The sequence below is a fragment of the Mycolicibacter senuensis genome (genome assembly GCF_002101885.1).
Classification (GTDB): Bacteria; Actinomycetota; Actinomycetes; order Mycobacteriales; family Mycobacteriaceae; genus Mycobacterium; species Mycobacterium senuense.
Map to the genome: position 1 here is coordinate 16048 of NZ_LQPS01000040.1, position 14963 is coordinate 31010.

Here is a 14963-nt window from a genome sequence, read left to right on the forward strand (position 1 = left end):
GCCGCGATGTCGCTGCGACGACTGGCCGCGCTGGCATGCTGCGCAGCCGTGGCGACGTCGGGCTGCGCGTTCGACGGCCTGAACTCCTTACCGCTGCCCGGCACGGTGGGAACCGGCGCCGACGCCACCACCTATCACGTACAGATCGCGAACATCGGGTCGCTGGAATCGAACTCACCGGTCATGGTGGGCGACGTGATCGTCGGAACGGTCCGCAGGATGACCGTCGACAACTGGCGTGCCGACGTCGAGGTCTCGGTCAGACCAGACGTGGCCATCCCCGCCAACGCGGTCGCCGCCGTGGGCCAGACCAGCCTGCTGGGATCGATGCATCTGGCACTCGATCCCCCCGTGGGCGAGTCCGCTACCGGACGTTTGCGGCCCGGTGCGACCATCCCGATCTCCAAGACCTCGACGTACCCGTCCACCGAGCAGACGCTCTCATCGCTGTCGGTGGTGGTCAACGGTGGCGGACTGACCCAGATCGGGGACATCGTCCGCAACTTCGCCGCAGCACTGGACGGCCGGCAGGTTCAGATCCGCGATCTGCTCAGCCGGATGAACACGGTGGTGACACTCCTGGACACCCAGCACGACAACATCATCGCCTCGATCTCGTCGCTGAACCGCCTCGCCGAGACGTTCGCAGGACAGCGGGACGTGCTCACCGCCGCCCTGAACCGCATCCCGGCGGCGCTCGACGTGCTCAACAAGCAGCGCCCACAGTTGATCACCGCACTCGAAAGGCTGGGCGACTTCAGCGCCACCGCAACGCAACTCCTCAATGACTCGCACGCCGACATCGTCCGCAACCTCAAGAACCTCGAACCGACGGTGCGGGCACTGGCCGATGTGGGGCCCGATCTGGCCGTTGCGCTGGGCTACCTGCCGACCTACCCCTATACCCAGGAATTCATCGACCGAGGCATCCGCGGCGACTTCATGAACCAGTTCATCGTGTTCGACTTCACGATTCCGCGGCTGAAGAACGGACTGCTGCTCGGCACCCGCTGGGGCGAACAGAACGCCTCGCTGGTGCCGGCGCCGGGTGACCCCTGGTATTCCACCTACACCCGGGATCCGCTCAAAGCCCCGCTGACCCCGCCGCCCACCGAGGTGGCCACCGCGCCGCCGCTCATCGACCCGGCTCAGCCCGACCCGATCTCCGTACCGGGCGGCAACTGATGCTGACTCGATTCGTCCGAAATCAGTTGATCGTCTTCGCGATCGCCTCGGTGATCGGCGTCGGCACCATGGTCTTCGGCTACCTGCAAGCGCCCGTACTGCTCGGCATCGGGCGTATCTCGGTGAAGCTGGAACTGCCCTCCACCGGAGGCCTGTACCAGTTCTCCAACGTGACCTACCGGGGTGTCGAGGTGGGCAAGGTCACCGACATCCGGCCCGTTCGTGGTGGCGCCGAGGTGATGATGTCGCTGAAGCCGTCGCCGAAGATCCCCGCCGACCTACAAGCCAATGTGCGCAGCGTGTCAGCGGTCGGCGAACAGTATGTCGATCTGGTGCCGCGGACCGACAGCGGGCCCTACCTCAAAAACGGGTCCGTCATCAGCGCCGACAACGCATCGCTGCCGAAACCGGTGGGCCCGATGCTCGATCAGATGAACACACTGGTGGACAGTATCCCGATCGGAAAGCTCGGCGTCCTACTCGACGAATCCTTCAAGGCGCTCAACGGAACCGGTAACGACCTCGGTGCCCTGTTCGAGTCTTCGAGCCAGCTCGCCGCCGAACTGAACGGCGTGGCCGACAGCACGCGTTCCTTGATCGACGACAGCGGCCCGCTGTTGGACGGTCAGGCCGACACCCTGGATGCCATCCGGAGGTGGGCGCGCAGTCTGGCCGGCATCACCGGGCAGGTCGCCGCGCGCGATCCGGAGGTGCGGACCATCCTTCGCACCGGTTCCGGCGCAGCGGATGAAGCATCCCGCCTGCTCGATCAGGTCAGGCCCACGCTGCCGGTGCTGTTGGCCAATCTGACCACGGTCGGCCAGATCGGCCTCACCTACCATGCCTCGATCGAACAGCTGCTGGTGCTGTTACCGCCCTACCTGGCCGCCACCCAGTCCTACGGGTCGTCGCTGAACAACCCGACCGGCATGGCGCTGGCCGAGTTCACCCTCACCCTCGGTGACCCGCCGGCCTGTTCGGTCGGATTTCTGCCGCCCTCGTCCTGGCGTTCGCCGTCGGATCTCAGTGACGTCGACACCCCCGACGGGCTGTACTGCAAACTGCCGCAGGACTCACCCATCGGCGTGCGCGGAGCGCGGAACTACCCCTGCATGGCACAACCGGGCAAACGCGCGCCCACTGTCGAGATCTGTGAGAGCGACCGGCCTTACGAGCCGCTGGCAATGCGCCAGCACGTGACGGGGCCGTACCCGATCGATCCCAGCCTCATCGCGCAGGGCATTCCGCCGGACGACCGGATCACCTTGGGTGAACAGATCTTCGGGCCCATCGAGGGCACCCCGGTGCCCGCGCCGGACAGCGCCGACCCAACCCCGCCGCCGGCCGCGGAGTCGCCGATCAACCCGCCGACGCCACCGGGTGACGCTGCGCCCGCGGCAGTGCCCAGCGGCCACGCCCCGGCTGCAGCGGGTCCGTCGGTGGGCGTTGCCACCTACAATCCGCGGACCGGGCAGTATGCCGCGCCCGACGGCAAGGTGTACACCCAGACCGACCTGGTTCGGCCGGCTGCTCAGCGTTGGGAAGACCTACTGCCGCAGTGAGGCGTTGCGCGCGCGAGTGAGTCAGCCGATCTTGACGAGCTTGAACGGCATGTTGATGTACACCGGCTTGTTCGCTCCGCAGGCGCCGCTGGGGCCGGTGGTGACGTCCTCGCCGGTGAGGGTATCCGATGCCGGGTCCGCGTACGCCCCCTCGGGCGTCATCGCCTTGAACCGAAAGGTCTGCAGCCCGGGGGCGGTGCTGCCGTCCGGGCAGGGAATCCAGTTGTCCACAACATGTTTGACGTACCAGACGGTGCTTCGCTGGTAAATCGGCGCCGTCCAGCCCCGGTCACTCTGCACGGTACCGGTGCATTCGCCCGGGTAACTACACGAAGTGGTGATGGTCCAGGTGCTGCGCAGGCTCGCCTGCTCGTAGAAGACCTCGTTCTTGCGGGCCCACTCCCCGTTGGAGGTGGCGGTGTAGCTGCCATTGAGGCCCCAACCGGGGTTGTCGGCCGCGGCGATCGCACCGGTGGGCAGCGCGGTGAGCATCGCGACGGCAGCGATCGTCGCGATGGTGGGCGCACGCAGCATAGCCACTCCAGGGACGGGGAAACGGCGGTGCTCCGAAGTAAACACCGGCGGCCCGAGCCGACGAGGCAACCTGCCCGCTGAGTGGACCATCGATGTCCGCGTCGTGGTCTGGGCTGACAGAGTGCCGCGGTATGCGGCGAACAGTGGTACTGGCTGCGGCAGCCGTGGTCGCGGTGTTGACGGCCCCGGTTCGCGCCGGTGCGGACCCGGTCTCGTGCGACGATCCGTCGTGCGTACCCGGGATCACTCCTGGAGTCACCCTCGGTGCGCCGTGCCCCGACACCGAGCGCTACGTCTTCGGCACCGCGGTCAGCGGCCCGTCCATCCAGCCGGGCAGGCTGGTGTTCTGCGGATCACCGCGCCGATACGACCCACGGTACTTCCGGTCGCCGTCGATGGCCGGCGTCAAGCAGCTCGACGCGAGCTGTGAAGGCTACGAGAACTGGGTCGCCCAAGCTCCCGACGGACTGTTCCTGATCTGCCAGTCCAAGAACGGAACCGCACGGTGGAGTCGCGGTGATACCTAGGCTCGTGCTGCTGACGCTCCTGGCCGGGGCCGGCGGGCTCGCCGGTGCGGGGTCCGGCCTCGCGGACCCGCCGGCCGGCCACCACGTGGTCTATACCGTCACTGCTGCCACACCGGTGACAGCCGACATCTACTACCGCGACACCGATCCGCCGACCTGGGCGGACTACAGCCACAATCCTTATGAGTTCAGCCCCAAGGCCCGTGTCGAAGTCGGCCCGGACAAGCCGTGGGTGCTGCACGCCACCCTCAACGACCCGGCGCGATGGGCGATGGTCACCGCGACGAGCGGCCGGTTGCCGGCCGAGCCGATGTTCCGCTGCGAGTTGTCGGTGGACGGGGCCGTGGTCGCCACCGCAGACGGCCCGAAAGGGGCACTGTGCGCCCTGCGGCACTGGTGATCCGACGCCCTTGACACCGCCCACTGGATGGGAATCCGGCGATAGACCGGCAGCGCTGCGGATTACGGTGCGTACGCCGGTCGGCGAACCCCCGGCCCGGCAACGAAGGGGAACCGGTGGGCGGTATGACGAGAACCGGGACGCGGGTGGCACTGGCGGAAGCTGAGGCTGCCGAAGCCGAAGCAACGGCGGCGAAGGCGCGCGCAAGGGCGATCAGGTTGCAGCAGGAGGCGGACAACGCCGGCGCTGACGGGGACGGCCAGCCGCGCCCCAGTGCTGCCGGCCCACCCGCCGATCCCGACGCGCCTCGATCAGCCCGTGTCCGGGATCTTGCGCTCAACTGGGGACGACCAGCCGCAGTGGCGGTCGTGTTGGGCAGCTGTGCTCTGCTAGTCCTCAGCGCCTTGATGATCCGGCAGCATCAGCACGCCCAGGCCGAACAGCGGAACCGGGCCGAGTTCGTCGCCGTCGCGCGCCAGGTCGTCGTCACCTTGATGTCGATCGACCACAACGACGCCGAAGGGAGCGTGCAGCGCATCGTCGACAACTCCACCGGTCCGTTTCGTACCGAATTCCAGGGCGCGGTCGACGATTTCGTCAAAGTATCGAAGGACGCAAAAGTGACCACCAAGGCGTCGGTGAACGCCGCCGCGGTCGAGTCGATGACACCGGACTCTGCGGTGGTGCTGGTGGCCGCATCCTCGACCGTGACCAACGCGGCAGGCGCTGACGATGCTCCGCGGCGGTGGCGCCTCACGGTGGACCTGCAGCGCGAGGGAGATCAGATCAAGATGTCGAAGGTGGAGTTCGTACCGTGACCGGGAACGTAACCGACGCGGCCGAAACCGCCGATGACAACACCCGTACCCCACGCTGGAAGACATTGGCCGGGCCAGTGATCCTGGTAGCGACCGCGGTTCTGGCTGCGGCGCTGTACATCACCGTCCACCGGCCCGATCAGCAGTCGGCTGCCGCGGCCGCCCAGCGCGCCATCGACGCCGCGTCCTCGGGGACGGTGGCGTTGCTGTCCTATGCGCCCGAGACCCTCGATCGCGACATGGAGCGGGCGCGAACCCTGATGGCCGGTGGGTTCGCGACCTACTACGGAAAATTCACCGCCGATGTGGTCGCTCCGGCGGTGCGGACCAAAGGGATCAAGGCGTCTGCCCAGGTGCTGAACGCGGCTCTGATGGAGATCGGGTCGAATGAGGCGAAGGTGCTGGTGTTCCTCAATCAGGAGACCGTCAGCCGCGACCGTCCCGAGCCGGCACGCACCGCCAGCAGCGTCATCGTGAGCCTGACCAAGGCCGACAACGCGTGGCGAGTCTCCGCATTGGACCCGGTATAGGCCTCACCACGGTCACCGGCGGACGGAATCGTCGAGCCGGTCAGCGCCGGGTACCAGAGTTGGCCTTCGGCCTGATGAAGATTCCCTCCGCCTGCACCGTGACGGTGCCGGCCGCATCGATGAGGCGGCCCTCGGCGAAGGTCTTTCCCCGGTCGTCGCGGTCTACCCACGCCTCGGCGCGCAGTGCGCCCAGCGGCGTGGGCGCCACGTAGCGAAGGGTCAAGGTGCCGGTGAAGGCGGGCTCGCCGGGGCGGTGCGCCGTGGCGCCGAGGATGTGATCGAGCACCAGCGCGCACACCCCGCCGTGCACCAGCCCCGGCGGGCCTTCATAGGCCGCGCCGAGCACCAGATCGGCCCACACCTTGCCGGTGTCGTCACGGTGCACCCGCAGCGGAGGGGCGATGGCGTTGCGGTTGCCGATCAACACATTTCCCCAGGTCAGCGCCCCGCCATCACCGGCGGTACGGATGCCGGGATGCGGGGCGACTCGCGACCCCAGCAGCCGGGCGGCCTCCCCGATCAGCGCGTGTGCCCTGCGCACGTCGGCCTCGTCGGCCTCGCTGCGGATGGCGAGATCGACGAGTTCGCGCAGCGAATCGGTCAACGGCGGGAACAGGGTCTCCGCCTGCTGCACTTCGGCAGGGCTGAGATGACGGTTCAACTGCTGACCTCCAGTGCGGCCATGTCGAGGGCGGCGAGATGGCTGAACAACATGGATGCGCCGATCGGGTTGCCGCCCCCGGGGTAAGTGGTTCCGCTGACAGCGGCCATCGTATTGCCCGCTGCGTAGAGCCCCGGCAGGATGCCGCCGCCGGCGGCCAGGACCCGGCCGTGTGCGTCGGTGCGCAGGCCGCCCTTGGTGCCCAGGTCCGACAGGCCGAACGTGGCCGCGTGGTAGGGCGGCGTCTCGATGGGCACCAGCGGCGAGGCGCCGTCGGTGAACATCCGGTCATAGGCCTCGTCGCCGCGGCCGAAGTCCTCGTCCGCCCCGGCGGATGCCAGCGTGTTGAACCGCTCGACCGTGGCGATCAGGTTGCCCGCCGGGACGCCGATGGCCTCGGCGAGGCCCGCGAGCGTATCGGCGGTGTGCCACAACCCGGCGTTGCGGTAGTCCGCGGCGTCGACCATCGACACGTTGGTGGCGCCCACCGGCGGGATGCCGCCGGTGCGGTCGTCGTAGACCATCCAGAACGGCAGAGTGGTCTCACCGGTGGCGATCTGCCGCAGCACGTCGCGGCCGAGCCGATCGTAAGGAGCCGATTCGTTGACGAATCGACGGCCGTCCTGGTTGACGAAGATGCCCCCGGTGAACCACAGCGCGAACGCCGATCGGCCGTCCGGGTGGGTCATCCCCGGCGACCACCACGCCTGATCCATCAGATCGACGTCCGCGCCGACGGCGATGGCAGCCCGGTGGGCCGCACCGGTATTGCCCGGTGCTCCCATGGTGTCCCTGGCGTCGCCGGGCACACCGTAGCGGGCCCGCATCGCCGCGTTCTGCTCGAAACCGCCCGAAGCGAGCAGCACACCGCGCCGGGCACCCACCCGCTCCGGTCTGCCGTCGCACTGCACCACCGCGCCGGTCACCCGACCGCCGTCGATGATCAACTCGGTGAGCGGTGCATTGCGCCGGCACGAGACGTGCGCCATCTTGTCCAGCACGGCCAGGAATCGGCCGACCAGCGCACGACCGCCGGCCAAGACCGGCGGTGCCGGCGACCCGAGGCGCTCGGTGTCGAGCGGACCGCGCACCAGGCCGGCGTACCGGCCGAGTTCCCGGTCGGCGATCGGCACCGGGACGGTGTGCCGGTAGCCGTCGTTGCGGGCGCCGGGCACCGAGCCGTAGTAGTCCGGCCAGGGGAAGGCCACGAACTCGAATCCCGGGTCCTTCTCCAGGTATTCGATCAGCGCCGCGCCGCCAAGGACGTAGGCGTCCTGCAGGTCGCGCGGGGTGCGATCGCCGACGACCGCGTGGAAGTAGCGCAGCGCGTCATCGACGGTGTCGTCGGTGCCGGCCCGTCGGAGGGCGGGGTTGCAGGGATACCAGACACCGCCGCCGCCGGAGTAGGCGGTGGTGCCGCCGAAGCGGTCGGTGGCCTCCGTCAGCAACACCGAAAGACCCTCGCGCGCCGCGGTATAGGCTCCGGCGATGCCGCCCCCGGAACCGGCGACGATCACATCGAAGACTGAATCGAAGTCATCGGGCGGGCCGCCGGTGGATTCGTCTGACATGCCTCTCCTCGCGGTGGCGGATTTCACTGCCTGTCACTGTCGGTCCTGGGCCGGCTGTGGCGCAACGTGGGCTCCCGGTCAGCGGCAGTCGCGGCATTCCGGCGGCGGGCTCGGTTGTTAGCCTTGTGCGGTGAGCGAATCCACTGATAATGCGCCCGACGGGCTGAGTGTGTCACCCACCGGGTGGGCATTGTTGGGGATGCTGTCGGGCGGGGACGAACTATCCGGCTACGACGTCAAGAAGTGGTTCAACTGGACCGTCCGGTTCTTCTATTCCAGTCCGGCCTACAGCCAGATCTACTCGGAGTTGAAGCGGCTGGAGCAGAAGAACCTGGTCACCTCTCGCCTCGACGCCGGCGTGCGCAGCCGGCGGATGTACCAGATCACCGATCAGGGGCTGGCGGCGGTCACGCGGTGGGCTAACGACGAACCGGTTGAAGCGCCTACGCTCAAACACAACCCCTTGTTGCGGGTCATCTTCGGTCACTTGATGAACCCCGGCCGGCTCCGGGAGATCCTCACCGAGCATGTCGCCCACGTCGAGCAGTTGCATCGGGAGGCTGCGACCGAGGCGCGCTGGACCGGCGATCAGCCGGCGTGGTCGTATGCCCGGCTGGCGCTGCGGTGGTCGGAGGAGTACTACGCCGCCGAACGGGAACTGGCGCTGCAGATGATCAAAGAGTTGGACGAAGTGGGGGAGACCTTCGCCAAGGGCGGCGAGGGCGGGGTCAAGTTCCCGGTGCGCGACTACTGGTACGAGGTGGAACGGCGGATCGCCGCCGAAGACGACCCGGCCTGAGAAGCACCGGGCGGGCTCAGTCGAGTTCTCCCGCCGCGTGCAGCGCAGCGATGTAGCCGAACACCAGGCCCTGCCCGATGGTTGCGCCGGCGCCCGGATAACCCCCGCCGAACGCGTTGGCCGCGGTGTTGCCGATCGCGTAGAGCCCCTCGATCAGCGACCCGTCCTCGCGCAGCACCCGGCCGCGGACATCGGTGCGAAGCCCGCCGCAGGTGCCCAGGTCGCTGAGAACGATCTTGACGGCGTAGAACGGGCCGGAGTCCAACGGCCGCAGGTTGGGATTCGGTGTGACGGTCGGATCGCCGTAGTAGCGGTCGTAAGCACTGACGCCGCGATCGAAATCGGTGTCGGCGCCCGCCGCCGCCACACCGTTGAACCGGTCCAACGTCTCGACGAACGCCGACGGGTCGACGCCGATGGCGCGCGCCAGTTCTGGAAGATCACCAGACCGGTGCGCGATCCCGGCGTCGTACCACGCCTGGGGAATCGGCATGCGCGGAAACAGTTCGGCGGCCATGAGATAGCTGTTGCGGTACTTCTGGTCGAAGACCATCCAGATGGCTTCGATCGGGTTGCCCGCCCGTTCGCGTTCGAGCACGATCTGCCCGAAGGACATGTAGTCGATCGCTTCGTTGACGAAGCGCCGTCCGGTCTGATCCACCAACAGGCAGCCCGGCAGGGAACGTTCGGCGAGCATGACGGTCGGCTCGCCGCCCGGAAGCGGCGCGAAGGCCGGAAACCACCAAGCCTGCTCCATCAGCTCCGTGCCGGCGCCGCAGACATCCTGAGCAAGGCGGATGGCGTCGCCGGTGTTGCCCTCCGAGCCGAGGCTGGCATGCTGCTCCAGCCGTTCGGACTGGAACTTGTGCCGCCAGTCCATCCGGTGGTCGAACCCACCGGCGGCCAACACGACCCCGCGTCGGGCGGCGATGGTCACCGGGGCGCCGGCGCGCTGCACGACGACGCCGGTCACCCGGTTGCCTTCGACGATCAGGTTCGACACCGGCGAATCCGTCCACACCGGAATGCCGGCGCGCAACACGCCGGCGAACATGCCCGCCGCCAAGGCCTGGCCCCCGGCAGCGTATCGCCGGCGCAGCAGCAGTCCGCCGATGCCCTGGAAGGCGCGCAACATGATGCGGGGCAGTGACTTTCGGGGAACTTTGACCATCAGGTTGAGCCACCGGTAATCCGCCCCGGTTACCGGCATCGGGAACGACGACTTCATCACGCCGGGACGGAACCGTGCCGACTCCGCCCTCAGCACCGCGGTGTTGAAAGGACGGCATTCGCAGGTGCGGCCGATGGCACTGCCTCCGGGGCGCTCCGGGTAGTAGTCGGAATAGCCCTTGGCCCATTGGAATTTCATCGAGGTGGTACGACGCAACATCTCCACGGTGGCCGCACCGTAGTCGATGAAGGTGTGTGCGCGGTCATGGGAGGTCGCGTCGCCGACGACCGAGTCGACGTAGCGGCGACCGTCGGTGAGCGTGTCGTCGGAGCCGGCTTCGGTGAGAATCGGGTTGGCCGGCATCCAGAACGCGCCGCCGGAACGGGCGGTCGACCCGCCGACGAGAGAGGTTTTCTCCACGATCAACGTCGACAGTCCCGCTTCATGAGCGGCGAGCGCCGCCGCCATCCCGGTTCCGGATCCGACGACGAGAAAATCGACGGTGGTGTTGTGTGGCTCGGTCACCGGCCGATTGTCGGTCCGATCGTCACGAGCTGCCCCCGCCCCGCCCGGTCAGTGGAACAGCGCCCCGCGGAAGGGGTGTGGCGGTGCTACAACAACAACGATTCCCACAAGCACGAGCGAGGACGGCCCGGATGGCATCGTTGGAGCAGGATTGCGGCGGAGAGGTGCGCGAGATCGAGGCGCAGGCCGCGCCGACACGGTTCGCGCGAGGATGGCATTGCCTCGGGCTGACCCGCGACCTCGGCGATGGAAAGCCGCATGCGATCACCGCGTTCGGCGGCAAGCTGGTGGTGTTCCGCGGCGAGGACGGAAAGATCAACACCCTCGACTCCTACTGTCGGCACATGGGCGGCGACCTGTCCGATGGTGAGGTCAAGGGCAACGAGATCGCCTGCCCGTTCCACGACTGGCGCTGGGGCGGTGACGGCCGATGCAAGAAGATTCCCTACAGTCGGCGCGTTCCCAGGCTGGCCCGCACCAGGGCGTGGCCGACCATGGAGCAGGACGGCATGCTGTTCGTCTGGAACGACCCGGAGAAGAAGGCTCCCCCGGCAGACGTGGTGATACCCCGCATCGAGGGTATCGGCGGCGACGACTGGACCGATTGGCATTGGTACAGCACGATTGTCCACACCAATTGCCGAGAGATCATCGACAACATCGTCGACATGGCCCACTTCTTCTATATCCATGGCGGGCTGCCCACCAGTTTCAAGAACGTGTTCGAGGGGCACATCGCCACCCAGTACTACAAGAGCGAGGCACGGCCGGATCTCGGATCCGGGGAGGGCGTCAAGATCCTCGGCACGACGTCGGTGGCCTCCTACTACGGGCCCTCGTTCATGATCGACGATCTGACCTACCACTACGAGCATGGTGACCAACGCACGGTTCTGCTCAACTGCCACTATCCGATCGACGCCGATTCCTTTGTGCTGCAGTACGGGATCACCGTCGAGAAGTCCGATGAGCTGCCGGAGGAGGCGGCCATGCAGATGGCGGTCGCCCTCGGTGACTTCGTGAAGATGGGCTTCGAGCAGGACGTGGCCATCTGGCGCCGCAAGGCGCGGATCGACAACCCGCTGCTGTGCGAAGAGGACGGACCCGTCTACCAGGTGCGGCGATGGTACGAGCAGTTCTACGTCGACGCCGCCGATGTCGAACCGGACATGGTCGATCGATTCGAGTTCGAGATCGACACCACCCGGCCCCGGGAGGCGTGGATGAAAGAGGTCGAGGACAACCTCGCTTCCAATCGCCTGCCGCGGCTGGTCGGTTTGACCAAAGCCGCCGATGTGCCCTGATGATCGGCGATGAGCGGCTCAACGACGCGCCGATGAGGCCGGTGACCTGCCGGTCGTGCGGTGCGAAGGTGCTGGCCCGCAAGAGCAGTTGGGAGCAGACCAGCGTGCAATGGAGTGGCCCGGCCACCGACCGGTGCCTCGAGCGCCGGCAGACGCCGGAGCATTCGGCGATCGACGGCACCGCGTTGCGGCCGGGCGTGTTCGTGGTGTGCGCACGGCTGCGCGCCTCGATCGACGCTGCCGTGAGTACGGGCGCATTGCCGGTGCTCCACGAGCGCTGAGTCGGCGGCCCGCGAAGACGCCGGCCCCCGACCCCGCTCACCCGAGCAGGAAGGCGCTCAGTGGGGCCTCGTCGGGGTAGCTGGCGGGTCCGCCCAGGTCGTAGCCGGCGTTGAGCGCGCCGATGAATTCGGCGTCGTGCATGGGCTCACTTGGGATGTCGAGCTTGATCCCCTTCTTGGCGAGGTCGTCGACCATTATGTCGATCGCCTTGTCGACGGTGAGGTCGTCGGAGTGGTCCATGTTCTTCTTCAACTCGTCGTAGTCCCGGTACACCTCCGAGGACCAGTGCACCAGGAACCGCAGGTCGTCGGTGTGATGGCGCGCGATGACATCCTCGCCGTTCTTGAGCACCCAGTGGTCGCGCGAGGCCGGGTCACCGGCGAACACGGTGTCGAAGGCCAACCCGGCCGGCATCTGCTGGTCGAGCGGGCCGTTGGCCTCACCCCGGTGCACCAGCATCTCGTTCTGGACCAGGACTCCGCGGTTGTACACCGGCGGCTGGATTCGTTTGGGGGCCTTGAGCGGACCGTCGGGCCAGTAGGTGAACCCGCTGCCCTCGTCCAAGGAGAACCAGGTGATGACCTGCGCCATCTTGATCAGGTAGTCCCGGAACAACCCCGACTTGCCCATGACGCTGGACAGCCAGGTCGGTGCGTTCTCGTAACGCACACCGCGGAAGCTCGGCGAATCCAGATGCCCCGGATCGCGATTGGCGCACGGGCCGTTGATGTTGAACAGCATCATCTGCGGCTTGGCGTACTCGGCGTCCCAATACGACTTGGCCAGTTCGAGGAACCCGGCGTTGTAGAAGCAGTCGTGCAGCTCGGGGTAGAGCACGGTGCCGTGATTGGCGAGGAAGCCGCGGAAGGTGGGAGTCAGGAAGAGATCCAGGGAGGGGGTGGCGCCCTCGGGGAATGCGCCGCTCATGGTGGCCATCAGTTCTTCGGGGGAGGCGAAGTGCTGCGCGATGATCAGACTCCACGGACCGCCCGTGCGAACCACCTCCAGCAGCCGCTCTCGCTGATCGTCGGTGTAGACGTCGGCGATTTCACGTGGCGGTGAAGCGGGGCGCAGGATGTCGGAAAGCTCCGTTCGCCGCTCCTCGGTGAGCGTCACAAAGACTCCTTTTCGTCGGTGCTGGCGGGCAAGCACGCCTTAGCTATCGTCGATTGTGTGCGCCGCGCCCGGCGTCCCGAACCCAGGTGTCCAGCCATCGGGAAGTTGGTTGCCCGGCCTTCAGAAGGGCAGCGGATGGGCGAATTTGGCTCGCAACAACGCCCCGATCTCAGCCATCGCCAGCCGGCCCCGTGCGGTCGCTTCCGATCGCATGAGGAAACCGTGGTAGCTGCCGGGGTAGCGCGTGATCGTGGTCTGCACCCCGGCGTCGCGCAGCCGGGTGGCGTACCGCTCGCCCCAGTCGGAGATCGGATCGAGCTCGGCGGTCGCCACGATGGCCTGCGGCAGGCCGCGCAAGTCGGTGGCGTAGGCGGGGATGCGGCGGACGTCGTGCGCGTCACCGGCCCCGGCATCGGCAAGCTCGTGCAGGTAGACGATGTCGTCGTGGGTCAACATCGGGGCGTCCGGCAGCCTGATCACCGACGGCGCCGCCATGTCCCGGTCCACCCCGGGATACATCAGGACCTGCGCGAAGATCGCCGGCCCGCCATGGTCACGGACCGTCAGGGTGACCGCCGCGGCAACGCCGCCGCCGGCGCTGTCCCCGGCGATGACGAGCCTGCGGGCGTCCACGTCGAGCACCTCCGCATTGGCCGCGGCCCACTCGGTGGCGGCCAGGGCGTCCTCGAACTGGGCCGGCGGCGGGTTCTCCGGCGCCAACCGGTAATCGACGGCCATCACCACCGCACCGCTGGCGGCCGCCAGCGCCCGGGCCATCGGTTCGAACGAGTGATTGGAGCCCATTACCAGTCCGCCGCCATGCAGCTGGATGATCACCGGCAGCGGGCCGCCGCCGACTTGCGGCCGATAGATGCGCACCGGGATCGGGCCCCCCTTTCCGCGCACCGTGGTCTCGGTGACTGCCGCCATCTCCGGCATATCGGTCGGCAGCGGTGCGGACTCCACCGCGGCGCGGACCGCTTCGAGGCCGCGGGAACGCATCGGTGTGGGCGGGCCGAAGGATGCCAGCCGCGCGGCGGCGTCGGGATCCAGTGCGGGCCGGTGCGACGCGGTCACGCCTGCCCCTGCTGCTCGGCGGAACCGAAGCGGGGCGCGGTCCGTAGCTGCGGCGGCACCAGTGTGGTCAGGGCGGTGGCACGCTCGGCCATCGCCGAGCGGACCTGGTCGGGCTGGGTCAACAGGTAGAACTCGCCTTGCGCCGATTGGTCGAACACCACTTCGGCGGCGTCGAGCGGGTCCATACCAGCCGCCTTGATGTCGAGCATCGCGTCGCGTTGTGCCTCGGCGGCGTCGATATCGGCACCGGACAGGCCGGCCTCGACCCCGCCCGCCACTTCGAAAATGTTGGATCTCACCGCGCCCGGCAGCACCGCTTGGACATGGATGTGGTCGTCATGGCCGGCCAGCTGAACTTCCAGCCGCAGGCATTCGGTCAACGCCAGTACCGCGTGCTTGCTGATGATGTACGGGGCCTGCAGCGGAACGGCCGCCACCCCGCCGATCGACGACAGGTTCCAGATCCACGCCGGAGCTCCGGCCGCGATCATCTTGGGCAGGAAGGCTCGGACGCCGTGGAAGACGCCGCTGACGTTGATCTCCATCAGCCGGTTCCAGTTGGTGATCGGCGTATCCCACAGGTAGCCGAACTGCTCGACGCCGGCGTTGTTGACCAACAGTCGCACCGGCCCGATGTCGCGGTAGGTGCGCTCGGCCAGGGCGGCCACCGCGTCCGGGTCGCGCACATCGCAGGCGATGTCGACCGCCGTGCCCCCGTCGGCGATCAGCTCGTCGCGTAGTTCCGCGATCGCCGTGCGGTCGATGTCGGCCAGCACCAGCGACATTCCCAGCCGGTGGGCGTGGCGCGCGAGACCGGCGCCGATACCCGCGCCGGCCCCGGTGATGACGGCGACCCCGCCACCGAAGACCTCACCTGCGTGCAATGGATCCGCCGCCGAAC

Annotated in this window: 16 protein-coding genes; 9 read left to right on the forward strand and 7 right to left on the reverse strand. The window is 67.8% G+C overall.

The window, feature by feature from the left end; genetic code table 11:
- Positions 1-6: 6 nt before the first annotated feature.
- Complete coding sequence (locus tag AWC24_RS13895) at positions 7-1185, forward strand: MCE family protein (protein ID WP_085085953.1); 1179 nt, start codon at positions 7-9, stop codon at positions 1183-1185.
- Positions 1185-2747, forward strand: a complete 1563-nt coding sequence (locus AWC24_RS13900) for an MCE family protein (RefSeq protein WP_085085825.1) — start codon at positions 1185-1187, stop codon at positions 2745-2747. Before AWC24_RS13895 ends, AWC24_RS13900 begins: the two co-directional genes overlap by 1 nt.
- Before the next feature lie 21 nt (positions 2748-2768).
- Here AWC24_RS13900 and AWC24_RS13905 read toward each other — a convergent pair whose 3' ends face one another.
- Complete coding sequence (locus AWC24_RS13905; protein ID WP_085085827.1) at positions 2769-3281, reverse strand: Rv2253/PknI dimerization domain-containing protein; 513 nt, start codon at positions 3279-3281, stop codon at positions 2769-2771.
- 131 nt (positions 3282-3412) lie between these two features.
- Between AWC24_RS13905 and AWC24_RS13910 the strand changes: the two genes are divergently transcribed.
- From AWC24_RS13910 to AWC24_RS13925, 4 genes are all read left to right on the forward strand, one after another.
- A complete protein-coding gene (locus tag AWC24_RS13910; protein ID WP_085085829.1) occupies positions 3413-3808 on the forward strand; it encodes a hypothetical protein in 396 nt (131 codons plus the stop codon).
- 10 nt (positions 3809-3818) lie between these two features.
- The gene (locus AWC24_RS13915) at positions 3819-4208 is read left to right on the forward strand and encodes an Rv2576c family protein (protein WP_234807381.1); all 390 of its coding nucleotides are present in this window, start codon (positions 3819-3821) and stop codon (positions 4206-4208) included.
- A 146-nt stretch (positions 4209-4354) separates the two neighbouring features.
- Positions 4355-5026, forward strand: a complete 672-nt coding sequence (locus AWC24_RS13920; protein WP_234807378.1) for an Rv1363c family protein — start codon at positions 4355-4357, stop codon at positions 5024-5026.
- On the forward strand, positions 5023-5556 hold the full coding sequence (locus AWC24_RS13925) for a hypothetical protein (RefSeq protein ID WP_085085835.1): 534 nt from the start codon (positions 5023-5025) through the stop codon (positions 5554-5556). The genes AWC24_RS13920 and AWC24_RS13925 overlap by 4 nt, the downstream gene beginning before the upstream one ends.
- Before the next feature lie 40 nt (positions 5557-5596).
- On the opposite strand, the gene AWC24_RS13930 is transcribed toward AWC24_RS13925, so the two are convergent.
- Together AWC24_RS13930 and AWC24_RS13935 are read right to left on the reverse strand one after the other, a co-directional pair.
- Entirely contained in the window at positions 5597-6217 is a 621-nt protein-coding gene (locus AWC24_RS13930) for a PaaI family thioesterase (protein ID WP_085085837.1), read from the reverse strand.
- The gene (locus AWC24_RS13935) at positions 6214-7788 is read right to left on the reverse strand and encodes an FAD-binding protein (protein ID WP_085085839.1); all 1575 of its coding nucleotides are present in this window, start codon (positions 7786-7788) and stop codon (positions 6214-6216) included. The genes AWC24_RS13930 and AWC24_RS13935 overlap by 4 nt, the downstream gene beginning before the upstream one ends.
- Before the next feature lie 130 nt (positions 7789-7918).
- Between AWC24_RS13935 and AWC24_RS13940 the strand changes: the two genes are divergently transcribed.
- Positions 7919-8587, forward strand: a complete 669-nt coding sequence (locus AWC24_RS13940; RefSeq protein WP_085085841.1) for a PadR family transcriptional regulator — start codon at positions 7919-7921, stop codon at positions 8585-8587.
- Positions 8588-8603: 16 nt separating this feature from the next.
- Here AWC24_RS13940 and AWC24_RS13945 read toward each other — a convergent pair whose 3' ends face one another.
- Positions 8604-10283, reverse strand: a complete 1680-nt coding sequence (locus AWC24_RS13945) for a 3-ketosteroid-delta-1-dehydrogenase (protein WP_085085843.1) — start codon at positions 10281-10283, stop codon at positions 8604-8606.
- Between the two features lie 131 nt (positions 10284-10414).
- Between AWC24_RS13945 and AWC24_RS13950 the strand changes: the two genes are divergently transcribed.
- Both AWC24_RS13950 and AWC24_RS13955 read left to right on the forward strand, forming a co-directional pair.
- Positions 10415-11587: a 3-ketosteroid-9-alpha-monooxygenase, oxygenase component gene (locus AWC24_RS13950; protein ID WP_085085845.1), complete on the forward strand. Its 1173-nt coding sequence runs from the start codon at positions 10415-10417 to the stop codon at positions 11585-11587.
- Positions 11587-11868: a hypothetical protein gene (locus AWC24_RS13955; protein ID WP_085085847.1), complete on the forward strand. Its 282-nt coding sequence runs from the start codon at positions 11587-11589 to the stop codon at positions 11866-11868. Before AWC24_RS13950 ends, AWC24_RS13955 begins: the two co-directional genes overlap by 1 nt.
- A gap of 37 nt (positions 11869-11905) precedes the next feature.
- On the opposite strand, the gene AWC24_RS13960 is transcribed toward AWC24_RS13955, so the two are convergent.
- The 3 genes from AWC24_RS13960 to AWC24_RS13970 all read right to left on the reverse strand — a co-directional run bounded on the left by AWC24_RS13960 (position 11906) and on the right by AWC24_RS13970 (position 14946).
- Positions 11906-12985 (reverse strand): hypothetical protein, encoded by a 1080-nt coding sequence (locus tag AWC24_RS13960; RefSeq protein ID WP_085085849.1) that lies wholly within the window; start codon positions 12983-12985, stop codon positions 11906-11908.
- A gap of 120 nt (positions 12986-13105) precedes the next feature.
- Complete coding sequence (locus AWC24_RS13965; protein WP_085085851.1) at positions 13106-14062, reverse strand: alpha/beta hydrolase; 957 nt, start codon at positions 14060-14062, stop codon at positions 13106-13108.
- A complete protein-coding gene (locus tag AWC24_RS13970; RefSeq protein WP_085085853.1) occupies positions 14059-14946 on the reverse strand; it encodes an SDR family NAD(P)-dependent oxidoreductase in 888 nt (295 codons plus the stop codon). Before AWC24_RS13970 ends, AWC24_RS13965 begins: the two co-directional genes overlap by 4 nt.
- Positions 14947-14963: the final 17 nt, after the last annotated feature.

Coding starts and splice junctions, on each gene's coding strand:
- AWC24_RS13895 (WP_085085953.1), top strand. CDS start 7: ATGTCGCTGCGACGACTGGCCGCGCTGGCATGCTGCGCAGCCGTGGCG.
- AWC24_RS13900 (WP_085085825.1), top strand. CDS start 1,185: ATGCTGACTCGATTCGTCCGAAATCAGTTGATCGTCTTCGCGATCGCC.
- AWC24_RS13905 (WP_085085827.1), bottom strand. CDS start 3,281: ATGCTGCGTGCGCCCACCATCGCGACGATCGCTGCCGTCGCGATGCTC.
- AWC24_RS13910 (WP_085085829.1), top strand. CDS start 3,413: ATGCGGCGAACAGTGGTACTGGCTGCGGCAGCCGTGGTCGCGGTGTTG.
- AWC24_RS13935 (WP_085085839.1), bottom strand. CDS start 7,788: ATGTCAGACGAATCCACCGGCGGCCCGCCCGATGACTTCGATTCAGTC.
- AWC24_RS13950 (WP_085085845.1), top strand. CDS start 10,415: ATGGCATCGTTGGAGCAGGATTGCGGCGGAGAGGTGCGCGAGATCGAG.
- AWC24_RS13955 (WP_085085847.1), top strand. CDS start 11,587: ATGATCGGCGATGAGCGGCTCAACGACGCGCCGATGAGGCCGGTGACC.